This is a genomic window from Pseudarthrobacter sp. MOO13 (assembly GCF_058267655.1).
In genome coordinates this window covers 2756602-2781046 of sequence record NZ_CM177848.1, presented here as the reverse complement: position 1 = coordinate 2781046, position 24445 = coordinate 2756602, and the positions used below count along the sequence as shown (strand labels likewise).

The following is a 24445-nucleotide window of genomic DNA, read 5'->3' as shown; positions in this document are numbered from 1 at the left end:
GATCTGATCAGGAGGAGCGGACAGCGGAAGGTGAAGCAGGGGGAGCGAAGCCTGTGCCCAGCAGGGCAATCGAATCAATTAACAGTTGGCGCAGCTCGGTCAGGGACCCTGTTGTGAGGTCGGGGCCGCGCCGGCTGAACCAGACCTCCATGGCAGCCTTGCCGCAGGAGATGATGGAGCCGGCCAAGGCATGGACATAGAGTTCGTCCTGCCCGCCCGGGGTGCCGGCGAGGCGCTCGCGGGCGACGGCGAAGACCTGCGCCCGGCAGTGGTCCCATGCCTCCAGTTCGGAGTGGGCCATCAGGGGGCTTTGCTGGGTCAGGGTAAACAGTTCCGCCAGTGGAGCGACGGCCTCGGGATCGGCCAGGGCCGACAGGGCTGCCTGGGCCGATTCGAGCATGGGCTCCTCTGCCGGGCGGAGCCGGAACTGTTGGATGGCAGTGTCCAGGAAGCCGTGCACGATGGACGCCAGCGCGGCGTCGGTGCTGCTGAAGTAGTTGAAGAAGGTGCGGCGCGAGATCCCGGCGGCGTCGGCAATATCCTCCACTGTGAAGTTTCCCGGACCTTTTGCGCGCAGCAGTTCCAGGGCGGCGTCCGTGATGGCCTGCCTGGTGGCTGCCTTGTTCAGTTCCCTCCGTGATGGGGGTGCCTGCTGGTCGTGGGGGGAGGCGTTTGGCACAGGATTACACTACGTGCAACTTTGCACTACATGCAAGTATTTTTCACGTGCATTCACAGGAGATCGAAAGGTTCCCAACAGCCTTTCCTGAAGCTCGCGGTGGATGCTTGGTGTGTCTCAGTGAGAGAGGCATAAACCTACAGCCGTCGCAGGGCGGCGAATCAGGAGACGAAAGATGTCACGTACCAAGAAGATGACCCTGGGCCTGTCAGCGGCTGCGCTGGTCCTCGGCGCCGGGATCGGGGTGGCCGGCATGGCCTCCGCAACCACCACGACACCCGCGCCCGCGCCCAGCGCGAGCTCAAGCGCCCCGGCTGACTCAAGTAACGGCGGGGCCCCCGACGGCATGGGCCGGCATGGTGGCCGTGGCGGACACGGCGAGGACCGGGCTGCTGCGCTGGCCGCGAAGCTCGGCGTGGACCAAACCAAAGTCCAGGACGCGCTGAAGGCCTTCCGCGATGCCAACAAGCCCACTGCCCCGGCCGAGGGGCAGAAGCCGGACCCGGCCGCCAGGGAAGCGGCGCTGGCCAAGTCGCTGGCCGGCGCGTTGGGCATCGACGAAGCGAAGGTGACGGCGGCCCTCCAGGAGATCCGCAGCGATGAGCAGTCTGAGCACGCTGCTGAGCTCAAGACCCGCCTGGACAAGGCTGTGACGGACGGGAAGCTGACGCAGGCTGAAGCCGATGCCGTGACCAAGGCGGTCCAGAATGGTGTGATCGGTGGCGGCGGGCGCTGACTGATTCCTCCGGTCGGGCGGCCCTGCGTTTCCCTTGGCCGGTGGACGCCCCGGGCAGTAGGAAACCCTTAACAGCATGAAGCCCTTAACGGCATGAAGTCCCCCGGGAAGTTTTCCCGGGGGACTTCATGCTGTGCGGCTGCCCTTACGCCTTGGCGTCCTGCAGTTCGCGCGGTGCCGTGTCGGCAGTGGTGCCGTCGGTGGGCTCACCGGCTGCGGTTTCGTTGTCGTCCACGAACGGGGTGCCGTTGCGCGGTGCGTTGTACAGCGACTCGTCGAGGATGCCCTGGCGCTTGGCCACGATGGTGGGAACCAGCGCCTGGCCCGCCACGTTCACCGCGGTCCGGCCCATGTCCAGGATGGGGTCGATGGCGAGGAGGAGTCCGACGCCGGCCAGCGGGAGTCCCAGCGTGGAGAGCGTCAGCGTGAGCATCACTACGGCGCCGGTGGTGCCTGCAGTCGCTGCGGAACCCAGCACGGAGACCAGGGCGATCAGCACGTACTGGCTGAAGTCCAGGTGGATGCCGAAGAACTGTGCCACGAAGATCGCGGAAACGGCCGGGTAGATGGCGGCGCAGCCGTCCATCTTGGTGGTGGCGCCCAGCGGCACTGCGAAGGAAGCGTAGGCCCGGGGGACGCCAAGGCTGCGTTCGGTGACGCGCTGGGTCAGCGGCAGGGTACCCACCGAGGAGCGGGACACGAAGGCCAGCTGCACGGCCGGCCATACACCGGAGAAGTACTGCTTGATGGACAGGCCGTGGCTGCGGACCAGGATGGGGTAGACCACGAACAGGACCAGGGCCAGGCCCACGTAGATCGCGACGGCGAATTTGCCCAGGGAACCGATGGTGTCCCAGCCGTAGACTGCGACGGCGTTGCCGATCAGGCCGATGGTGCCAAGCGGGGCGATGCGGATGATCCACCACAGCACCTTCTGGATGACGGCAAGGGCCGAAGCGTTCAGGTTCAGGAAGGGTTCAGCGGCCTTGCCCACCTTGAGGGCCGCAACGCCCACGGCGATCGCGATCACCAGGATTTGGAGGACATTGAAGCTGACCGACGTGGTGACTGCGCCGGAGTCGGCAACCGTGGAGCTGGCGCCGAGGCCAAGGAAGTTCTTCGGGAAGAGGCCCACGAGGAATGCCCACCAGTCACCGGATTTGCCGGTGTATTTGGCTTCCTCGGTGATGCCGGTGTTGGCGCCGGGCTGCAGCAGCACGCCCAGGCCGATTCCGATCAGCACGGCGATCAGGGACGTGATGGCGAACCACAGGAGCGTGTTCCATGCCAGCCTTGCCGCGTTGGATACCTGGCGCAGGTTGGAGATGGAGCTGACGACGGCGGTGAAGATCAGCGGAACAACGGCGGTCTGCAGCAGCGAGACGTAGCTCGAGCCGATGGTCTGCAGCGTGGCGCCGAGGGCGTTCGGGTTGGTCTTGGTGCTGCCGGTGTACTTGGCGAGCAGGCCGAGGCCCAAGCCCACGATGAGGGCGGCGATGATCTGGAAGCCGAAGGAGGAAGCCCACTTGGGCACTTGGAATCCGGTCTTCCCCGCGGAGGATGGGGTGCTTGTCTGAGTGGTCACCAGAACAAGCTAGACCTGCACCGCATACCACGTCGAAAGAATATTGAGAAATATTACGCGGCAACAATTGTGCTATGCGCTGGAAACACCCGTGAACACAAGGCAGGCAGCGGTATTTGTTACTTATTCCCACGATGGGTGTGCTTAATGTCTCCCGCGGAGCCAGCAAGCGGCCCATCCGGCAGCGCGTGTCAAAGCGAGGAACGAGCAGCGCGCAGAGGATAGGCCCCTTGGGGCCGCGCAGTTCAGGGTCAAGACAAGAGCGCCCGGCGGAGGGTGTCCAGTCCTACGGAGCCGATGTTGAGGGCCTTGGTGTGGAACTCCTTGAGGTCGAACCCGGGACGGGCTTCGAGCTCGGCGCGGATTTGTTCCCAGAGCCGCTGGCCCACCTTGTAGGAGGGTGCCTGGCCGGGCCAGCCAAGGTAGCGGGTGAACTCGAAGTTGAGCTGGCCCTCACTGATGGGGAGGTTTTCCTTGAGGAAGCCGTAGCCCGTCTCTGCTGTCCAGGTGCCGGATCCCCAGCGCCCGGGCATGTCCAGTTCGAGGTGGACGCCGATGTCGAAGACGACGCGGGCAGCCCGCATGCGCTGCATGTCCAGCATTCCCAGGTGGTCGCCGGGATCGGTGAGGTACCCCAGCTCCTGCATCAGTTTCTCCGCGTAGAGGGCCCAGCCTTCCCCGTGGCCCGAGGTCCAGCAGACGTTGCGCCGCCATTTGTTGAGCAGTTCGCGGCGGTAGGTGGCAGTGGCTACCTGGAGGTGGTGGCCGGGGACGCCCTCGTGGTAGACGGTGGTGGTCTCGGCCCAGGTGGTGAAGGTGTCCTCGCCGGCCGGGACGGACCACCACATGCGGCCGGGGCGGCTGAAGTCATCTGACGGGCCGGTGTAGTAGATGCCGCCCTCGTCCGTGGGGGCGATCCGGCATTCGAGGGTCTTCATGGCCTCGGGGATGTCGAAGTGGACGCCGGCGAGCCCGGCCATGGCCTTGTCCGAAAGATCCTGCATCCAGGCCTGCAGGGCATCGGTCCCCTTGAGCTGCCGGGCGGGATCGTTGTTGAGGATTTCCTTGGCCTCCGCGATGGTGGCACCGGGCTTGATGCTGTCGGCGACGCGTTCCTGTTCGGCGATGAGGCGCTCCAGTTCCTGGACGCCCCAGGCGTAGGTTTCTTCCAGGTCCACTTCGGCGCCGAGGAATGCACGCGAAGCCAGCGCGTACCGCGCCCTGCCCACTGCGTCCTTTTCGGGTGCTGCCGGGAGCAGTTCGGTGCGCAGGAACTCTGCCAGCCCCACGTAGGCGCTCCGGGCCGCGCCGGTTCCGGCGTCGAGCTTTTCCTGGAGCGGCGAGGGCAGGGGGCCGCCGGCGGTGGCTGCACCGGCGGCCAGCTTGGCGAAGAATCCGTCGTCGGCGGCGTACTTGGTGACCTGTTCAATGACGATCCGGACCTGCCTCGCGGCGGCCACTTTGCCGGCGTCCCTGGCGACGCGGAGGGATTCGATGTAGCCGCTGATGGCCGCCGGCACGTTGCCGGCGCGGCCCGCGATATGCTCCCAGTCCTGCGCGGTGGCGGTGGGCATGAGGTCGAAGATGGCCCGGATGTCCTGGGCGGGGGAGGCGATGTTGTTGAGCTCGGCATACTCCCAGCCGGAGGCGTGGATCAGCAGTTGCAGCCCGAGCCGCTCCCGCATCGCGTCCAGGGTGACGGCGTCGACGTCGTCTTCCGGCTGCAGGCCCTCCAGTGCGGCCAGCGCGTCTCGCGCGGCCTCGGCGAAACCTGCGATGCCGGCAGGAGAGAAGTCCTGGTATTCCGTCTCGTGGCCCGGCAGGCCGAGAGTCGTGGCGAAGGTCGGGTTGAGCCTGGTGAGGGTGTCGGTGTAGTCATCGGCGACGGCGTCGATGCGGGTATGCGGGCGCGCGGCGGGTGCAGTGTCTGTAGTCACATTCCGAGACTACCCGGCCGGGCGGACAGGGCGGGCCCACGCGGCCGCGGGTTCCCTGGCCGAGCGAAGCGAGGTGAGGCAGGCGCTGGGGAGCGTCAGCCGTGGCTGCGCTTCCAGGCGCCGGGGCCGGGCGACGGCGCGAGCCGCAACTGCTGCCGGCGCACCCAGTGCCGCACGCTGGGTGCGGCAGGCTTGGCCGGCGCCGGGCCGCCGAGGGTCAGGACGACGGCGGCCAGCGCGGCGAGTTCCTCGGCGTTCGGTTGTCCTTTGACGACAGAGAACAGCGGCGCGGTCGGGGTTTCGGCAGGCTCAACCACCGGCATCTGGTCGGGCGTCACAGCGGGATGTTCCCATGCTTCTTGGCCGGGAGGCTGGCGCGTTTGTCGCGCAGTGCCCGCAGTCCCTTGATGATCTGGACCCGGGTGTCGGAGGGGGCGATCACGGCGTCCACGTAGCCCAGCTCTGCCGCCTGGTAGGGGTTGAGGAGTTCTTCCTCGTACTGGCGGATGACCTCGGCGCGGCGCGCTTCGACATCCCCGCCGTTTTCCGCAACGGCGGCAAGGTCGCGGCGGTAGAGGATGTTGACGGCACCCTGGGCGCCCATGACGCCGATTTGCGCGGTGGGCCATGCAAGGTTCAGGTCGGCGCCGAGCTTCTTGGAGCCCATCACGATGTAGGCGCCGCCGTAGGCCTTGCGCGTAATCACCGTGAGCTTGGGGACGGTCGCCTCGGCGTAGGCGTAGAGGAGCTTGGCGCCGCGGCGGATGATCCCCTGGAACTCCTGGTCCTTGCCCGGAAGGAAGCCGGGAACGTCCACCAGGGTGATGATGGGAATGTTGAAGGCGTCGCAGTGGCGCACGAACCGGGCCGCCTTTTCGGAGGCGGCGATGTCCAGGGTGCCGGCGAACTGGAGCGGCTGGTTGGCCACGATGCCCACCGTGTGGCCCTCGACGCGGCCGTAGCCGATCATCACGTTGGGGGCGTACAGGGCCTGCATCTCCAGGAAGTGCCCGTCGTCCACGATCTGTTCGACGACGGCCCGCATGTCGTAGGGCTGGTTGGCGGAATCCGGAACCAGCGCATCCAGGGCGAGGTCGTCGTCGTCGACCTCCAACTCCTGCTGGTGTCCCAGCACGGGTGCCTCGGACAGGTTGTTGGAGGGCAGGAAGTCCAGCAGTTCGCGCACGAACTCGATGGCGTCGGTTTCGTCGGAGGCCAGGTAGGTGGACGTTCCTGTGGTGGCGTTGTGCTGCCGGGCACCGCCCAGCGTTTCCATGTCCACGTCCTCCCCGGTGACGGTCTTGATGACGTCCGGGCCGGTGATGAACATATGGGACGTCTTGTCCACCATCACCACATAGTCGGTGAGGGCGGGGGAGTAGGCGGCACCGCCGGCGGAGGGGCCCATGATGAGCGAGATCTGCGGCACGACGCCTGAGGCGTGCACGTTGTTGCGGAAGATGTCCGCGAACATGGCAAGGGATGCCACGCCTTCCTGGATGCGTGCGCCGCCGCCGTCCAGGATCCCCACCACGGGGCAGCCGTTGCGGAGGGCAAATTCCTGGACCTTGACGATCTTTTCGCCGTTGACCTGGCTCAGCGAGCCGCCGTAGACGCTGAAGTCCTGGCTGTAGACGGCCACCAGCCGGCCGTCCACGGTGCCGTAGCCAGAGACCAGGCCGTCGCCCAGCGGTTTCTTCTTTTCCATGCCGAATGCCGTGGAGCGGTGCACGGCGAGGGCATCGAATTCAACAAACGAGTCTTCGTCCAGCAGCAGCTCGATGCGTTCGCGGGCCGTGTTCTTGCCGCGGGCATGCTGCTTTTCGATGGCCTCGGGGCCGGAGGGCTGTGCGGCACGCGCCTGGCGGTCGCGGAAATCTGCGATCTTTCCCGCTGTCGTTGTCAGATCGTGGCTCATCAAGTGTCTCCGGCTCTGTAGCAAGTCAGTTCTGTTGGCAGTCGGTCCGCATTCGCAGGAGCTTTAAGTAGCATCCACACAAAAGAAGGACCCTGGTGGCAAGTCTAATGACGGTTTGTGCGCCCGCAGCTGTAGGGAACCTACAATTTTCTGCGGTTCCAGCACCCTCTCCGTTATGTTACCCGCCAGTAACTTAGTTGGGCTACAGTGTTTCCATGACTTCAAGCGACGAGGCTTTGCAGGCACCCCGGAGCCCCTACCGGGCAGCCGGTTCCCTGGCAGGACGCACCATCCTCATCTCCGGCGGAAGCCGCGGAATCGGCCTGGCCATCGCCAAGAGGGCGGCCCGGGACGGCGCCAATATCGTGCTCCTGGCCAAGACCGGCACGCCCCATCCCAAGCTGGCGGGCACGGTCTTTACCGCCGCCGAGGAACTGGTGGAGGCCGGCGGCCAGGCGCTGCCCCTGGTGGGCGACGTCCGCCGGGACGAGGACGTGGCCGGAGCCGTCGCTGCCGCCATGGAGCGCTTCGGCGGCATCGACGTCGTCATCAACAACGCCTCTGCCATCGACCTGTCCACCACGGACGCCGTCGACATGAAAAAGTACGACCTCATGCAGGACATCAACGTCCGCGGTACCTTCCTGCTCTCCAAGCTGGCGCTCCCCGCGCTCCGGGCCTCGGCGCACGGGCACATCCTGACGCTGTCCCCGCCGCTGAACCTCCACCCCTCATGGGCGGGAAAGCACCTCGCCTACACCATGGCCAAGTACGGGATGAGCCTGACCACGCTGGGCCTGGCCGAGGAATTGAAGGCCGACGGTGTCCGGGTGAACTCGCTCTGGCCGTGCACCCTGATCGATACGGCCGCCATCCGCAACATGCCCCACGGCTCGACGATGGTGCTGGCCGCGCGGGGCCCGCAGATCATGGCCGATGCCGCCCACGCCGTCCTGACCGGAGGCCACCTTGCCGCAGGAGATGCGGAATCGGGCAATTTCTACACGGACGAGCAGGTCCTGGCGGGCGCCGGCGTCACTGATTTCCGGCCCTACAGCCTCGGTGCGGCCGAGGACCAATTGGTTCCGGACATCTTCCTCTAGGGCCGGTTGGGTCCCGCCCGGACCGCCCGGCCACCTCCCTGTTGTTGCGGGTGGTGGACGGTCCCGGGAGGAATCCGTGCTGATGGGTAGTCTCCAGCTTCGCTCGGTAGGATTCAGGTATGGATGACACGCACGTACCGGGCACCCCCCTGAACCGGGTGGACCTGGCCGACCAGCGTTTCCTCTCCGCCACAGGCATTTCCCGGATCGACGTCGTGGACTCGACGGGCTCCACCAACGCTGACCTTCTTCGTGCCGTCACGGTGGACCCTTCGGCCTGGCCGGACCTTTCAGTCCTGACGGCCGAATACCAGACCGCCGCCAGGGGCCGGCTGGACAGGCGCTGGGAAGCGCCGCCGCTGAGCTCGGTGTCCGTCTCCGTGGTGCTGCGTCCCGTCAACGCGGAGGGCCGGCCGCTCCCCACCCAGAGCTACTCCTGGTTGTCCCTCATCGCCGCCCTCGCACTGCGCGAGACGCTGCTGGATACCGCCGGCATCCCGGCCGAGCTCAAATGGCCCAACGACGTCCTGGTGCGCGGCCGGAAGATCGCCGGCATCCTGGCCCAGCTTGGTCCGATGGCTGACGGCAAGGTGCCCGCGGTGGTCCTGGGCACCGGCCTGAACGTCACCCTCCGCGAACGCGAACTCCCGGTCCCCACCGCAACATCGGTGGCACTTGAAGGCGCCCGGACCACCGACCGCACCGTCCTGCTCAAGAGCTACCTCACCCACTTCGCCACCTTGTACCGCAGTTTCTGCAACGCCGACGGCGACCCCACGGCCGGGATGGCCGGCGGCCCTTCCCTGCACAAGCGGATAGAGGCGGTGATGGTCACGCTGGGCAAACAGGTTCGTGCACAGCTGCCCGGCGACCACGAGATCATTGGACACGCTTCCCGGCTGGATGACTACGGCTCCCTGCTGGTGGTGGACCGCGATGGGCGGGAGCATGTGGTGACGGCCGGCGACGTGGTGCACCTGAGGCCGTGGACAGCACCGGAAGACTCCGGCCAAGGCGGTTATGCGTAAGAGCCTCCTTCCCGGGGAACAAGTCATCGTCACCACCCGCCCGCAGCCCAGGAAGCTCGCCGGTGCCGCCGCAGCCTTCGTGCTCGCCCCCGCGCTGGCAGCCTTTGCCAGCGCCTGGATCATCCGCGGCGGCGCTGCCCGGGTGGCGCCGGTCCTGAACCGGCAATCGACATCATGGCTCGTGGCCGGCTGCGTCCTGGCTGTCGCCGCCGTGTGGCTGGGCTACTGCCTGCCGCGGCTCCTCCGCTGGCAGGGAACCCGGTACACCCTGACCAGCCAGCGGATGGTGGCCCGGTACGGCATGCTGAACAGGCGTGACCAACAAGTGAACCTGGTATCCGTGCGTAACCTGACCGTCCGTGAATCGCTCCTTCAGCGGTTGGTGCGCTCCGGGAATATATCCTTGGAAACCGGGTACCAGGGCGTGGTGACCTTTCCGGACGTGCCCGAGGTTGCCCGGTTCCGCGACTTTATCCTCGACGCCATCGGGGAACTGCCGGACCAGGCCGATGCCCTGCCGGATGCGACGTTTTATCCCGCCGGTGCTTTTCCGGAGGACATGAGAGAAGGTGGACGGGATGACCGATGAGGACCAGCAGGAACGCGTCAACAGCATCGATCCCGGCATCGGCGCCATCGACACCGCCGCCGACACCGCTGCCGCCGTCGACGCGGCCGCGCCCGGCACCTCCGCACCCGGCACCTCCGCTCCCGACACCGGCGCAGACAGGCACCCGCCCACCGGTGCCATGTCCGCCGAGCGCCTCGCCATGAAGGCCCTGGAAGCACGGCTCCTTGGCGGGGAACGCAAGCTCCGTCGTCGTGAAGTGGCCGCCGGCGCCGGTCTTTCCCTCCTCTCCGCCCGCAAACTTTGGCGCGCCCTTGGCTTCCCGAACTTTGGCGACGAAGACGTTGCCTTCACCGAACGCGACCAGGCGGCTCTGTCCACCGTGGTGGACCTGGTCCGCGCCGGCAAACTCACCGAGGAAGCGGCGATTTCAGTCACCCGGGCAATCGGCCAAATGACGGACCGCATGGTCGTCTGGCAGATCGAGGCCCTGGTGGAGGACATGGTCCACGAGCAGGGCGTCACGGACGCCGTGGCCCGCAAGCGCCTGGTCAACGAACTTCCCGCCCTCGTGGACGCGCTCGAGGAAGTGCTGGTGTACTCCTGGCGCCGCCAGCTCAACGCAGGCGTCCAGCGGCTCGCGGTCCGCGCCGAGGCCGGCCTCCAGGCCAGCGAAGAAGGCCGGGAAGGCGACGAAGACGATGCGCCGTTGCCCTTGGCACGCGCGGTTGGTTTCGCCGACCTGGTGTCCTACACCAGCCTGTCCCGGCGGATGAACGAAAAAACCCTGGCCCGCCTGGTCCAGCGGTTCGAAAACAAATGCGCTGAAATCATTTCGGTAGGCGGCGGCCGGCTGGTCAAGACCGTGGGCGACGAAGTCCTGTACATCGCCGAAACACCCGCCGCCGGTGCCGAGATCTCCCTGGCGCTCGCCGAAGCCTTCACCGCAGACGAAATCCTCCCGGAAGCCCGGGTGGCCATGGTGTGGGGAAGGATCCTGTCCCGCCTCGGTGACATCTACGGCCCCACCGTCAACCTGGCGGCCCGCCTCACCACGCTCGCGGACCCGGGGACCGTGCTGGTGGACTCGATGACCGCCTCCGCCCTGGAGCACGACGAGCGGTTCGTCATGATTCCCCAGGACCCGGAAAATGTCCGCGGTTTCGGCGAAATCAAACCCGTCCGCCTCACGCGCGGACGCGGCAAGGGCCTGGTCCTGGACTAGGGGCGCCACCCGGCGACGGGTGACCCGGGGCTGCCCGAAAACAATTTGTCCACTTGTTGGCGGATAGCGGTATGGTTGTGATGCCCGGGGTCCTGTGCCACCGGCTGCCGGCAGGGGCAGAGAGCTATCGGGGGATAACACTTCATGGAACGTCGCGACCAATCGCGCGCTGAAAACCCTGGTTTTGCCATGCCCTCGACACGCCGGCTGCTGCGCTCGCGGTGGTCCGCCGGGGCTGCGTTTGGTGTGGTGGTGGCTGTGGTGGTGACGGGTGCGGTGTTGTATCCGGGGTTTAAGACCACTGAGGTTGAGTTGAATGATGGTGGCGTGTGGGTGGTGTCGAAGTCCAAGAATGCTGTTGGGCGGTTGAATTATCCTTCGCGGGTGCTTGATGGTGCGGTGACGCCGGCGTCGACGACGTTTGATGTGTTGCAGCATGCGGGTGAGGTGTTTGTTGACGACGCGACCGGTTCGACGTTGAACCAGGTGTCGCCGGCGAATATGCGCCTGGGTGGAGACAATCAGCTGCCGGGTTCTGCTGCGGTGAGTTTTGGGGCGCAGACGATTTCGGTGACGGATCCGGCGTCGGGCAAGGTGTGGGCGGTGTCGCCGTCGACGGTGAATGGTTTTGATGAGGAAGCGTCGGAGCCTGTCATGGTGGGTTCTGAGGGGATTGTTTCCGCGGTGGGGTCTGATGACCGGATTTATTCGGCGGATCCGAAGTCCGGGGTGGTGTCCGTGACGGGGGTGGATGCCAATGGTGCGGTGATGTCCTCGGAGTCCAGTACCTGGGAGGGGTTGAAGGGTTCCGGGGATCTGCAGATGACGGTGGTGGGGGACAAGCCGGTGGTGTTGGATGCTGCGGCGGGGAACCTGTTCTTGCCCGGCGGTAAGCGGCTGGTGTTGGAGAATGCGCGGGATGCGAAGTTGCAGCAGGCGGGGCCGGGCAGTGATTTTGTTGCCGTTGCGACGCGGAAGGCGTTGTTGAAGCAGCCTCTGGACGGGGCGGCGGCGAAGACGGTCTCGTTTGATGGTGAGGGCGTGCCCGCGGCTCCGGTGCAGTTGGGCGGGTGTGTGCATGCGGCGTGGTCGGGTGCGAACAAGTACATCCGGGACTGCACCAATGATGCGGATGATAAGAATGTTGCGGTGCCGAAGGCGAGTGCGTCGCCGTCGTATGTGTTCCGGGTGAACCGGGACCTGGTGGTCCTGAATGATGTGAATTCGGGCAATGTGTGGCTGGTGAACCAGAACATGCAGCTGGTCAACAACTGGGACGACGTCGTCCCGCCGCAACAGACCTCGGACGACGCCGACAAGGACTCGGCCGATGAGGTGCAGCAGACCGTCCTGCCGGACCGCACCAAACCCAACAACGCCCCCGTGGCCAAACCGGACACCTTCGGCGTGCGCGCCGGCAAGACCACCGTCCTTCCCGTGCTGGACAACGACTCGGACCCCGACGGCGACGTCCTCACCGTTCGCACGCCCGACCCCCTGAAGTCAGGCCTGCTCGCGCCGATCTACGGCGCCACCGGGTTCCAGGTCAGCGTCGGCGCCGACAAAACGGGCTCTGAGGCGTTCAAATACACGGTGGACGACGGCCGCGGCCTTTCCGGTTCCGCCGATGTCACGTTGAACGTCGTCCCGCCGGGGGAGAACTCGGCACCGCGGCAAAAGCCCAACCGCAACACCACCCTGGTGGTGCAGGCAGGCAAGGTCGTCAGCCAAAACATCCTCACCGATTGGATCGACCCCGACGGCGACGACCTCTTCGTGGTCGGTGCCAGCGGCAGCGACCCCCGCGACCAGATCCGGGTCCGGCCTGACGGCCTGCTCAGCTTTCAGGATTCCGGTGCTGAACCGGGACGCAAAACCGTCACCGTCACCGTCTCGGATGGCCGGGCCACCACCGAGGGAAAGGTCACCGTCGACGTCCGCGCGCCCGGGGCGCTGCCGCCGATCGCCAACGCGGACCACGTGGTCGCCGTCGCCGGGGTGGATACGGTGATCGCGCCGCTGAAGAACGACTCAGACCCGCAAGGCGGGGCGCTGCGCCTGGCCCAGGCCAGCCCGGACGGTAATTCCACCGCCACCATGGGCGCCGACCAGCAAACCTTCACGTTCAATTCCACCGCCGAGGGCGCGCACTACGTCACCTACCTGGCCACCAACGGACCGGCCAGCGCCCAGCAACTGGTGCGTGTCGACGTCGTGCCCGGGAACGGCGACGGCGCCCCCGTCGCCGTGCGCGACACCGCACTGCTGCCCAGTGGCGGCAACGTGCTGGTGGACGTGCTCGGCAATGACTCCGACCCCTCCGGCGGCGTGCTGGTGGTCCAGTCCGTGACGGCCGCGGACGGCCTGCCCATCAGCGTCTCCGTGCTGGACCATTCCGTTGTCCGGATCACCGACATCCGCGCCCAGGGCCAGCTCACCGTCAAATACACCATCTCCAACGGCAAAGCCTCGGCCACCGGCGAGATCGCCGTGTTGGTGGTCCCCGCACCGGCGAAACTCCAGGCCCCCCAGGCCAAGCCGGATGAGGCCACCGTTCGTGCCGGCGACGTCGTCACCATCCCCGTGCTGGCCAACGACACCGATCCCAACGGCGGCGCCCTCACCCTTGACCCGCAGCTGGCCCAGCAGCCGGACCCGGCGGACGGGCGCATCTTCACGGCAGGCGGAACTGTGCGGTTCATCGCCGGCGACGTACCCAAAACCGTCTACGCGATCTACAAGGTCACCAACGAATCAGGCCAGTCCGACTCACAGCAGGTCACTGTCCGGATCCGGGCCCGCGACGACCAACTCAATACCCGGCCAGAACCAAGAAACCTCACCGCCCGGGTGGTGGCGGGCATGACCGTCCGCATCCCGGTACCCCTCGATGGCGTGGACAGCGACGGCGACTCCGTCCAGCTGACCGGGGTGGACAAGGCTCCCGCCATGGGCACGGCCGTGGTCAAGGACGGCTACCTCGAATTCACCGCAGCGGGCAATGCAGCCGGCACTGACACCTTCACCTACCGGGTCCGCGACCGGATCGGGGCCGAGAACACCGGAACTGTGATCGTCGGCATCGCACCCGCGGAAGCCACCAACCAGAAGCCCATCGCAGTCGACGACGCCATTGAAGTCCGGCCCGGACGCAAGATCGCCGTTGAAGCCCTCGCCAACGATTCAGATCCGGACGGTGACCCGATCACCCTGGTATCCAACGGCTTCGAGGGCCGCCCGGACCTCGCCGTGGAGGCAGCCGAAGGCGGCAAGGTGCTGCTCACGGCCCCGAACGCTGCCGGCAATGACAGCGTCAGCTACAAGATCCAGGACGACAAGAAAGCCCAGTCCGGTGCAGTGATCCGGGTTAAGGCCAGCCCTGATGCCGCACTGAAGGCCCCGGTTGCCAAGGACGATGTGGTCACCCCCGCAGAGACGCTGGGCAAGTCCGCCGTGGACGTGCCGGTCCTCAAGAACGACTCAGACCCCGACGGCGTGGCCTCCGAACTGAAGATCGGCCTGCCGGACGGGAACCCCAACGCCCGCGTCACCGGCGACGGCACCGTGCGCGTCACGCTTGGGCCGGCCGACCAGCTGGTTCCCTACACTGTCACCGATGTTGACGGCCAAAGCGCGACGGCGGTCATCTGGGTGCCCGGGCAGGGGGAGCAACACCCCACGCTGGCCAAGACCGAGACCGTGGAAGTCATGTCCGGGAAGGACATTACCCTCAACCTGGCGGACTACGTCCGGGTGCGGGAAGGCCGCACGCCCCGGATCACCCAGGTGGACAAGGTCCGCATCCTGGGCGGGGAACCGGACAACGTGGTGGCCGGAAACGGCAACGCCCTGCGCTATGCCGCCCTCAAGGACTACGTGGGTCCAGGCTCCATCACCTTCGAGGTGACGGACGGCACAGGGCCGGACGACCCCGCCGGCCTCAAGTCAACGCTGAGCATCATCACCAAAGTCATCCCGGACCCCAACGCCAACCATCCGCCCACCTTCAGCGGAGCCACCCTCGACGTTCCCGCGGGCGAGTCGGCCACCCTGGACCTGAGCAACCTGGCCAAGGACGTTGACGCCGGCGACCAGGACAAGCTCGCCTTCGCTCTCGACGGCGCGCTCCCCGAGGGCTTCAACGCAACAGTGGACAAGGCAACCGTCAAGGTCACCCCCGATTCAGCCCGGGCAGCCGGCTGGAAAGGCAGCATCCCGCTCAAAGTCACCGACGGCCGCTCAGATCCGGTCCGCGCCACCATCACCGCCACCGTGGTGGCCTCCAACCGGCCGCTTCCCACAGCCAACGAGGACGTGGTGGACAAAGCGAACGCCGGCACGTCCGAGACCGTCAACGTCCTCGCCAACGACTACAACCCCTTCCCGGAGACGCCCCTCAGGATCACCTCCGCCACCGTGGAGACCGGATCGGCCGCAGGGCAGCCCGCCGTGGCGGGGGACTCGATCACCGTCACACCGGCCAGCGGGTTCAAAGGCGTGATGGTGGTTCGCTACACCATCATGGACAAGACCGGAGACGTATCCCGGCAGACCGACGGACGGGTCCGGATCACCGTCCGTGACCGGCCCGACGCGCCCTCCGCGCCCACGGCCACGGATGTCCGGAGCCGGACGGCCGTGCTCAAGTGGACACCGCCGTCGGATAACGGCGCGGCCATCACCAAATACACCGTGCACTCCACCAGCGGCTTCAGCCAGGAGTGTGCCACCACCACCTGCACGCTGACCGGCCTGACCAACGACGTCAAGTACGTCTTCACCGTCACCGCCACGAACGAGGTCAGGGAATCCGACCCGTCGCCGGCCTCCAATGAGATCCGGCCGGACGAAAAGCCGTCGCCGCCGGACGCGCCTGCCGTCAAGGCCGGCGACAAGACCATGGAAATCACGTGGCCGGCAGCCAAAACCGAGGGTTCGGCCGTCAAGAACTACAACCTTGAGATCTCACCGCCGCCCGCGAATGGGGCGGCGGTCAAGAACGGCGTGACCGGGCTGAACTACACCTGGCCCGGGCTGACCAACGGCGTCCGGTACAAGGTGCGCGCCCAGGCAGTCAACGAACTGGGCCCCTCAGACTGGAGCCCGTACTCCGCCGAGGACAATCCTGCCGGTGTCCCCGCCGCACCCGCCGCTCCGACGTCGTCCGTGGCATCTTCCGTGGGAACCTCCAACCAGCTCAAGGTGGACTGGAACGAGCCAAACACCAACGGTGACGCCATCAGGAACTACTACGTCACCATGAGCGGCGGCGGCGGGGCAGCCCAAACCCAGATGGTGGCCGGCACCGTCCGGACAGCCAACTTCACCGCCAACAACTCCGAAGCGGCCTACACCTTCACCGTGCAGGCCGAGAACAAGGCCGGGAAGGGCGCGGTCAGTGCGGCGTCCGCCCCGCGCCGCGCCACCGGCAAGCTCGCGCAAGTCTCCGGCGTGAGCGCCACGGAAGCCAACACCGGCGGAGCCGGGCGCTCCGTCACCATCGACTTCCGCGAACTTACCGCCGCCGAACGCAACGGCTCAACGTACGCCGAAGTCAGCTACACCTACCGGGCCAGCACGGGACAGGCCGGTCCGATCAGGCCAGGGCAAACCGTCGGAGGATTCGCCAACGGCAGTTCCACGGCCATCACCGTCATCGCCAACTCTTCGGTGGCCCCCAGTTCCGACGCCAGCACGCCGGCCACCGCCAACCCGTACGGTTCTGCTGGCACGCCGTCGGCCGCCGGGCAGGACGGCGCGGAGAACCAGAAGAACCTCACCTTGAGCTGGGCATCCCCGGCGGCGGGCAGCCACGACATCGCCTACACCCAGATCAGGATCGACGGCGGGGGCTGGGAACGGGTGGCTGCCTCTGGCAACCGCACCATCAACACCGCCGGATTCAACGAGCGGCATTCGATCGACGTACAAACGGTCAATTCGCGCGGCACCGGTGGCCCGGTCGCGTCTGCCTCCGCGCAGTCGGGTGCCGCGAAAACCCGTTGGACCACGCGGCTTGGTCCCGGCATGGACCGCAGCTGTACCGACCTGCCCGGCGCCACGTCATATGACCCGTCGAGGAATACCTGCGATGGCCAAGGCGGCTACGACCGGCCCTGGATGTCGCACCTGGACACGTTCGATGTCATGTGCTGGAAGCCGCACGGCACCACATACAGCGGAGACGGACAGTGGTACTACATCATGCGCGGCTCGCCCAACGCCACCCGCTGGATCCAGTCGCTGCACACCACCCTGGGCTCTCCCGCGCAAAGCGGTGTACCGCTGTGCACCTTCCCGACAGGGGCAACGCCATAGCCGCCGCGGCGCCGGGCAAGTGCCCCGGAATGAGCGGTACACGGGATAGAGGTCCCCATCGCGGGGTCTTGCGGGGCTTCGGTAGGCTTGGCCCGGGGAAAGAAAGCCTACTGCCTGTCCCGCGAACAGGACCGTATCTGGCAACACAATCTGAGGGAAAAGTAACGCTGTGACAACTCTGCTGGGGAAGCTTGGGCTGAAGAAGCGACATAAGAAGGCCGCCGCCGGGACTGCGTTTGGTGTGGTGGTGGCTGTGGTGGTGACGGGTGCGGTGTTGTATCCGGGGTTTAAGACCACTGAGGTTGAGTTGAATGATGGTGGCGTGTGGGTGGTGTCGAAGTCCAAGAATGCTGTTGGGCGGTTGAATTATCCTTCGCGGGTGCTTGATGGTGCGGTGACGCCGGCGTCGACGACGTTTGATGTGTTGCAGCATGCGGGTGAGGTGTTTGTTGATGATGCGACTGGTTCGACGTTGAACCAGGTGTCGCCGGCGAATATGCGCCTGGGTGGGGATAAGCGGTTGCCGGGTTCTGCTGCGGTGAGTTTTGGGGCGCAGACGATTTCGGTGACGGATCCGGCGTCGGGCAAGGTGTGGGCGGTGTCGCCGTCGACGGTGAATGGTTTTGATGAGGAAGCGTCGGAGCCTGTCATGGTGGGTTCTGAGGGGATTGTTTCCGCGGTGGGGTCTGATGACCGGATTTATTCGGCGGATCCGAAGTCCGGGGTGGTGTCCGTGACGGGGGTGGATGCCAATGGTGCGGTGATGTCCTCGGAGTCCAGTACCTGGGAGGGGTTGAAGGGTTCCGGGGATCTGCAGATGACGGTGGTGGGGGACAAGCCGGTGGTGTTGGATGCCGCGGCGGGGAACCTGTTCTTGCCTGGTGGTAAGCGGCTGGTGTTGGAGAATGCGCGGGATGCGAAGTTGCAGCAGGCGGGGCCGGGCAGTGATTTTGTTGCCGTTGCGACGCGGAAGGCGTTGTTGAAGCAGCCTCTGGACGGGGCGGCGGCGAAGACGGTCTCGTTTGATGGTGAGGGCGTGCCTGCGGCTCCGGTGCAGTTGGGCGGGTGTGTGCATGCGGCGTGGTCGGGTGCGAACAAGTACATCCGGGACTGCACCAATGATGCGGATGATAAGAATGTTGCGGTGCCGAAGGCGAGTGCGTCGCCGTCGTATGTGTTCCGGGTGAACCGGGACCTGGTGGTCCTGAATGATGTGAATTCGGGCAACGTGTGGCTGGTGAACCAGAACATGCAGCTGGTCAACAACTGGGACGACGTCGTCCCGCCCAAGAACCAGTCCGATGACCAGGACCAGGAATCGGCGGACAACAACACCATCAACGTCCTGCCGGACCGCACCAAACCCAACCGGCCGCCGGAAACCAAGCCCGACGCCATCGGCGTCCGGCCTGGCCGCACCACGATCCTCAGCGTCCTGGACAACGACTCGGACCCCGACGGCGACGTCCTGACCGCTGCCGTGGCGCCGGAAGCCGCACCCAAATCCGGCACCCTCGAAAGCATCTACGGCGGCACTGCCTTCCAGATCACCGTTCCGGCGGATGCCAAACCAGGCACGGAGACCTTTAACTACAGCGCCTCCGACGGCCGCGGGCTCTCCGCCACCGGGCAGGTCACGCTCAGCGTCGTGGGGCCCGACGAAAACAAGCCGCCCAAGTTCAAGCGCGGCGAGGACACCACCATGCTCGTGGAACAGGGCAAGACGGTCAGCCAGAACATCCTGACGGACTGGATCGACCCCGACGGCGATGATCTGGTCCTGCTCGACGCGAAGGCCGACAACGACCAGGACCAGGTCAAGGTCCGGCGCGACGGCCTCCTCACCTTCCAGGATTCCGGTGCGACCGCCGGCAAGAAGAACGTCCAGGTCACCATCTGGGACGGCCGCGCCACGGTCACTGGCAAGGTGGTGGTCAACGTCCAGCCACCCGGCGCCTTGGCACCGGTGGTCAACGCGGACCATGTCACCGCCGTCGTGGGCCAGGACCTGGTCATCTCGCCGTTGAAGAACGACGTCGACCCGAACGGCGGGGCCCTGCGGCTGGCCCAGGTGGAAGCCAACGGACCGGCCGAACTCGGCCCCGTCACGGACGGCGGCACCTTCACGTTCCGCAGCAGCACCCCCGGGCCGGTGTACCTGACGTACATCGCCAGCAACGGGCCGCAGAGCAGCCAGGGGCTGATCCGCGTGGACGTCGAATCCGGCAACGACGGCGGCGATCCCGTGGCGGTCCACGACGTGGCACTGATGCCTACTGGCGGCAGTGTCCTGCTGGACCCCCTGGCCAACGACTCCGACCCCTCCGGCGGCGTCCTGGTGCTGCAGTCCGTCAAAATCCCGGACAACGCCCCGGTTTCGGTCAGCGTGATCAACCACAGCGTCCTGCGGATCACCGACATCCTTGGCACCAAGGACCCCCTGCTGTTCGAATACACCATGTCCAACGGCAAGAAATCCGCCACGGGCAGTGTCTCGGTCGTGCCCGTCCCGGCGCCCGCCGTGCTCGAAGCACCCCAGCCCAAACCGGACGAGGTGAACGTCCGGGTCAACGACGTCGTCACCATCCCCGTCCTTGACAACGACACCCACCCGCAGGGGCAGGAACTGACCGTGGACCCCGTCCTGCCGCAGGCCGTGGACCCGGCTGACGGCAAGAGCTTTGTTTCCGAGAACACCGTTCGCTTTATCGCGGGCAGCCAGCCCAAGACGGTGCGCGCCATCTACAACGCCGTCGATCCGCAGGGCCAAAAGAGTGCCGCCGCGGTGACCATCCACATCCTTCCGCTGGAAGGTGCGGAGAACTCCCGGCCCCAGCCGCGGAACCTCACCGCCCGGGTGGTGGCTGCCGGGACGGTCCGGATCCCGGTTCCCCTGGACGGCATCGACCCCGACGGTGACTCCGTCCAGCTCACGGGCATCGACAGCACCCCCGCCATGGGCACCGCTACGGTGGGCAGCAACTTCATCGACTTCACCGCGGCCGGCGACGGCGCGGGTACGGACACGTTCCGCTACAAGGTGGTTGACCGCCAGGGTGCCGTGAACACAGGCACAGTAACAGTTGGCATCGCCCCGCGCGGAGAGGTGAACCAGAAGCCCACGCCCGTGGACGACGAAGTCCGGGTCCGTCCCGGCCGCCAGATCGCCGTCGACGCCACCGCGAACGACACCGACCCCGACGGCGACCGCATCCGCATCCTCACCGACGGCATCGAAGCCGATCCTGCACTCCAGGCGACAGTCAGCAGGAACAGCGGCCGCATCATCCTCCTGGCCCCGAACGAGGCAGGAACCGTCAACGTGCGCTACACCATCGCCGATGACCGGGACGCCACCGCCCAGGCCACCATCCGCCTGGTCGTCGATAACAACGTGCCCCTGAAGGCGCCGATCGCCCGTGACGACAGGGTGACCTCAGCCCAGGCAATGGGCAAGACCGCCGTTGATGTCCCGGTCCTGAAGAACGACGAGGACCCGGACGGCGTGGGCGAGAACCTCAAGATCAGCACGGAGGCCACCACCGCCAGGCCTGGCGGCAACGGCAACGTCCTGGTAGACCTGACCAAGGATCCCCAGCTCATCCCATACACCGTGGAAGACGTGGACGGACTGCAGTCCACCGCGGTTATCTGGGTCCCGGGCCTCGGCCAGCAGGTTCCCACCCTGGCCAAGGACGAGGTCATCGAGGTGGTAGCGGGCCAGTCCGTCGACGTAAACCTCAACGAATGGGTGAAGGTCCGCGAGGGCAGGTCGCCCCGGCTGACCCAGGCGGACCGGATCAAGCTCATCGGAGCCGACGGCGGCAACCCCGTCATTGGCGACGGCACCGGCCTGAAATACACCGCGGGGACAGACTACGTGGGCCCCGGGTCCCTGACGTTCGAGGTGACGGACGGAACCGGACCGGACGATCCCGCCGGCCTGAAGTCCACCCTCAGCATCCGCACCAAGGTGCTCCCGGACCCCAACAAGAACAACCCGCCCGAGCTGCTTGGCTCGGACGTGGACGTTCCCAAGGGCGACACGGCCAGCACCGACCTGGGCAAGCTGACCTCCGATCCGGACCAGGATGACGTTGAGAAGATGAAGTATGAACTGGTGGGCGGAGCGCCCGGCGGCTTCAACGTCAGCATCGACGGCAAGACCCTCAAGGCTTCGGCGGCGGACTCCACCGCCACCGGGACCAGGGCCGCCGTCCAGGTCAAGGCAAGGGATCCGCGCGGGCTCGAGGCAACGGCCACGTACCAGCTTTCGGTGACGGCCTCGAACCGGCCCAAGCCGGTGGCCAACGACGACGTCGAAGCGAACGCCGCCGCGGGCAAGCCCGTCACCATCAACGTGCTCGCCAACGACGCCAACCCGTTCCCGGAGACCCCGCTGAAGATCATTGCCGCAAACACCGAAACGGGCAGCGGCAACGTCGGCGTCAATGGCGACTCGGTGACCGTCACTCCGGCGCCCGGTTTTACCGGGACCATGGTGGTGGCCTACACCGTGGAGGACAAGACCGGTGACGCGTCCCGGCACGCCACGGCGCGCATCCGCTTGACCGTCAAGGACAAGCCCGCGGCCCCCACCACGGCGCAGGCACAGAGCGTGGGTGACCGCACGGCGCTGCTGAACTGGACCGCCCCGGCCGACAGGGGCTCCCCCATCACCAAGTACACGGTGTATGGCGAGGGCGGGTTCCGCCAGGATTGCCCGGCCAACACCTGCACCCTTAATGGCCTGACCAACAACACCACCTACCACTTCCAGGTGACGGCCACGAATGAGTTCGGTGAGTCCGACCGCTCGCCGGCCTCGGCCGACGTCCGGCCGGACGTGAAGCCGGATACCCCTTTGGCGCCCTCGCTGAAATTTGGCGACAAGCAGCTGACCGTCAACTGGACCCAGCCCGCCAGCAAGGGATCGCCGGTGAAGTCCTACGACCTGGAAATCTCGCCGGCACCGGCAGGCCAGAACGCACAGATCCAGAACCTGACGTCGGTCAGCTATGTCTGGAAGGGGCTGCAGAACGGCGTTTCCTACAAGGTCCGGGTCCTGGCACGCAACGATGCCAAGGAACCCTCCGAATGGAGCCCGTACTCGGCCGCCGAGGTGCCCGCGGGTGTTCCCGCGACGCCCACCGCGCCGAGCGTGTCGCAGGCAACTCCGGTGGGCTCGCAGAGCCAGCTGCGGGTTGTCTGGTCCGCGCCGAACAACAATGGTGACCCTGTCTCGTCCTACACCTTGACCACTCTCCGCGGCGGTGCGGCGGTGGCCAGCCAGCAGGTATCCGGAACGTCGCAGAACGTCACCGTGGATAATTCGGAAACGAACTACACCTTCACGGTCTCGGCCACCAACAAGGCCGGAACAGGCGGCACGAGTGCCCAGTCCGCCCCCATCCGGGCAGCAGGCAAACCGGGCCAGGTGAGCAGCGGGACGGTCGCGGAAACGGGAACCAGCGGACAGCTGAAAGTGACGTTCACGCCGCTGAGCGAGGCGCAGCGGAACGGGTCCACCGCGAGTGAAATGACCTATTCGTACAACGCTGACGGCAAGAGCGGCCCGATCCCAGCCGGCGGTGGAACCATCGGCGGCATGACCAACGGCAGGGACATCACGGTGACCATCATCGCGACGTCCACGAAAAACACCATGTCCGGCGATGCCAAGGCGATCGGGACAGCCAACCCGTATGGGCCGGCAAGCGCCCCCAGCGTCAACGGCACCACGTCAACGAAGGGCGACGGCCAGGTGCACTGGACCTGGAACGATCCGAGCACGAACGGCCGGCCCCTGAGCTACTACGAGGTCAGTTACGAAGGCGGTGGCTGGATCAACGTTGGAAAGGCCAACCGCTATGACCGCGACGCTGGTGGCTGGAACCAAAGCCGTCAGTTGCGGGTTCGGGCGGTCACGGTGACCGACGGCGCGATCGGGTCGGCCACCTCCAAGTCCGGTGCAGACCCAACCCCGCCGCCGCCCACGGAGTGGAACGTCACGGCCAGCCCGGTGCGCAGCTGCACGGAGCCTCGCCAAGGGACGGACAGCTACGTGGCGGGCAACCCCTCCCAGTGCACGGGCGCGGGCAAATGGCTCGACGCCGGTGCCCCGTCCACGGCCGACCGCTACCAGGTCTGGTACAAGACCTCGAACAACCCCAGCGGTATCTGGTACCACCTGAACTCCGGTATGGCCTCGGGCAACTGGCTCCGCTGTGACACGTCCAACGTGGGCTGCAACCCGCCGAACGGCATGCCGAACCGCTAGCAACCGCATCCATCTTGTGGGCCCGGGTTTCCCGGGCCCACAAGGCAACTTTCGATCCATCTAAAGGAAGCACATTTCATGACCATGACCATGGAGCAGGCCGAATGGTTTGCCGGTACGTTCGAAAAGCTGGTTGCCAACGTGGGGCAGGCGGTGCTGGGCAAGGAACACGTCATCAGGCTGACCTTCACGGCCATGCTGGCCGAGGGCCACGTCTTGTTCGAGGACGCGCCCGGAACCGGCAAGACCTCCTTGGCACGGGCCCTCGCGGCCACCGTGCAGGGGTCCAACAACCGCATCCAGTTCACCCCTGACTTGCTTCCTTCCGACGTCACCGGCGTGACCATCTACGACCAGAAGACGCAGAAGTTCGAGTTCCACAAGGGCCCGATCTTCAACAACATCGTCCTGGCTGACGAAATCAACCGCGCCTCGCCCAAGACCCAGTCCGCGCTCCTGGAAGTCATGGAAGAGTCACGGGTCACCGTGGACGGCGTGACCTACTCCGCCGGCCGGCCGTTCATGGTCATGGCAACCCAGAACCCGATCGAGCAGGCGGGTACCTACCGCGCTCCCCGAAGCCCAGCTGGACCGGTTCCTGATCAAGACCTCCATCGGGTATCCGGACCACGCCTCCACGGTCCGTCTGCTTGGCGGCAACAACCTGAAGGACCGCTCCAAGGAACTGTCCGCCGTCATCACCACCCAGGCCGTGGCGGATATGGCAGACCTCGCCGCCACCGCGCACGTGGACACCGCGGTGCTGGAGTACATTTCGCGGCTGTGCGAGGAAACCCGCAGCGCCCCCGAGACCCGGCTGGGCGTGTCCGTGCGCGGTGCGCTGGCCATGGTCCGGGCCGCCAAGGTCTGGGCTGCCTCGCAGGGACGGAACTTCGTCCTGCCGGATGACATCAAGGAACTGGCACCAGTGGTGTGGACGCACCGCTTCGTGATGGACCCTGAGGCGGAATTCTCCGGCGCCACCGCCGAGGCCGTCCTGGCCAGGATCCTGGCCGACGTCGCCGCCCCGCAGCAGCGCACCAACGCCTGACCGGTCCGGCGCGCAAC

At 66.4% G+C, this 24445-nt stretch carries 12 protein-coding genes and 1 pseudogene; 8 read left to right on the top strand and 5 right to left on the bottom strand.

The features are described 5' to 3' along the window. Positions 1–7 precede the first annotated feature (7 nt). Positions 8–679, bottom strand: coding sequence for a TetR/AcrR family transcriptional regulator (locus AC4EEO_RS12760; protein WP_133832172.1), 672 nt, complete (start codon positions 677–679; stop codon positions 8–10). Positions 680–854: 175 nt separating this feature from the next. On the opposite strand from AC4EEO_RS12760, the gene AC4EEO_RS12755 reads away from it, so the two are divergent. Then, a complete protein-coding gene (locus AC4EEO_RS12755) occupies positions 855–1415 on the top strand; it encodes a hypothetical protein (RefSeq protein WP_491338975.1) in 561 nt (186 codons plus the stop codon). Positions 1416–1560: 145 nt separating this feature from the next. Here AC4EEO_RS12755 and AC4EEO_RS12750 read toward each other — a convergent pair whose 3' ends face one another. The 4 genes from AC4EEO_RS12750 to AC4EEO_RS12735 all read right to left on the bottom strand — a co-directional run bounded on the left by AC4EEO_RS12750 (position 1561) and on the right by AC4EEO_RS12735 (position 6855). Continuing rightward, positions 1561–3000, bottom strand: a complete 1440-nt coding sequence (locus tag AC4EEO_RS12750; protein ID WP_491338974.1) for a dicarboxylate/amino acid:cation symporter — start codon at positions 2998–3000, stop codon at positions 1561–1563. A 251-nt stretch (positions 3001–3251) separates the two neighbouring features. Next, a complete protein-coding gene (locus tag AC4EEO_RS12745; protein WP_491338973.1) occupies positions 3252–4937 on the bottom strand; it encodes a DUF885 domain-containing protein in 1686 nt (561 codons plus the stop codon). Between the two features lie 95 nt (positions 4938–5032). Then, positions 5033–5260 carry an acyl-CoA carboxylase epsilon subunit gene (locus AC4EEO_RS12740; RefSeq protein WP_043424302.1) on the bottom strand — a complete coding sequence of 76 codons (228 nt, stop codon included), beginning with the start codon at positions 5258–5260 and terminating at the stop codon, positions 5033–5035. Positions 5261–5271: 11 nt separating this feature from the next. Next, positions 5272–6855 (bottom strand): acyl-CoA carboxylase subunit beta, encoded by a 1584-nt coding sequence (locus AC4EEO_RS12735; RefSeq protein WP_018762994.1) that lies wholly within the window; start codon positions 6853–6855, stop codon positions 5272–5274. A 215-nt stretch (positions 6856–7070) separates the two neighbouring features. On the opposite strand from AC4EEO_RS12735, the gene AC4EEO_RS12730 reads away from it, so the two are divergent. From AC4EEO_RS12730 to AC4EEO_RS12700, 7 genes and pseudogenes are all read left to right on the top strand, one after another. After that, positions 7071–7958: an SDR family oxidoreductase gene (locus tag AC4EEO_RS12730; RefSeq protein ID WP_491338972.1), complete on the top strand. Its 888-nt coding sequence runs from the start codon at positions 7071–7073 to the stop codon at positions 7956–7958. A 119-nt stretch (positions 7959–8077) separates the two neighbouring features. Next, complete coding sequence (locus AC4EEO_RS12725) at positions 8078–8986, top strand: biotin--[acetyl-CoA-carboxylase] ligase (protein ID WP_018762996.1); 909 nt, start codon at positions 8078–8080, stop codon at positions 8984–8986. After that, a complete protein-coding gene (locus AC4EEO_RS12720; RefSeq protein WP_491338971.1) occupies positions 8979–9575 on the top strand; it encodes a PH domain-containing protein in 597 nt (198 codons plus the stop codon). The genes AC4EEO_RS12725 and AC4EEO_RS12720 overlap by 8 nt, the downstream gene beginning before the upstream one ends. Next, complete coding sequence (locus tag AC4EEO_RS12715) at positions 9565–10779, top strand: adenylate/guanylate cyclase domain-containing protein (RefSeq protein WP_491338970.1); 1215 nt, start codon at positions 9565–9567, stop codon at positions 10777–10779. The genes AC4EEO_RS12720 and AC4EEO_RS12715 overlap by 11 nt, the downstream gene beginning before the upstream one ends. A 189-nt stretch (positions 10780–10968) precedes the next feature. Continuing rightward, a complete protein-coding gene (locus AC4EEO_RS12710) occupies positions 10969–17097 on the top strand; it encodes an Ig-like domain-containing protein (RefSeq protein ID WP_491338969.1) in 6129 nt (2042 codons plus the stop codon). A gap of 169 nt (positions 17098–17266) precedes the next feature. Next, positions 17267–23377 carry an Ig-like domain-containing protein gene (locus AC4EEO_RS12705; RefSeq protein WP_491338968.1) on the top strand — a complete coding sequence of 2037 codons (6111 nt, stop codon included), beginning with the start codon at positions 17267–17269 and terminating at the stop codon, positions 23375–23377. Between the two features lie 78 nt (positions 23378–23455). Continuing rightward, a pseudogene (locus AC4EEO_RS12700) lies at positions 23456–24428 on the top strand (AAA family ATPase). The last annotated feature ends 17 nt before the right edge of the window (positions 24429–24445 follow it).

Coding starts and splice junctions, on each gene's coding strand:
- AC4EEO_RS12755 (WP_491338975.1), top strand. CDS start 855: ATGTCACGTACCAAGAAGATGACCCTGGGCCTGTCAGCGGCTGCGCTG.
- AC4EEO_RS12740 (WP_043424302.1), bottom strand. CDS start 5,260: ATGCCGGTGGTTGAGCCTGCCGAAACCCCGACCGCGCCGCTGTTCTCT.
- AC4EEO_RS12735 (WP_018762994.1), bottom strand. CDS start 6,855: ATGAGCCACGATCTGACAACGACAGCGGGAAAGATCGCAGATTTCCGC.
- AC4EEO_RS12730 (WP_491338972.1), top strand. CDS start 7,071: ATGACTTCAAGCGACGAGGCTTTGCAGGCACCCCGGAGCCCCTACCGG.
- AC4EEO_RS12725 (WP_018762996.1), top strand. CDS start 8,078: ATGGATGACACGCACGTACCGGGCACCCCCCTGAACCGGGTGGACCTG.
- AC4EEO_RS12720 (WP_491338971.1), top strand. CDS start 8,979: ATGCGTAAGAGCCTCCTTCCCGGGGAACAAGTCATCGTCACCACCCGC.
- AC4EEO_RS12715 (WP_491338970.1), top strand. CDS start 9,565: ATGACCGATGAGGACCAGCAGGAACGCGTCAACAGCATCGATCCCGGC.
- AC4EEO_RS12710 (WP_491338969.1), top strand. CDS start 10,969: ATGCCCTCGACACGCCGGCTGCTGCGCTCGCGGTGGTCCGCCGGGGCT.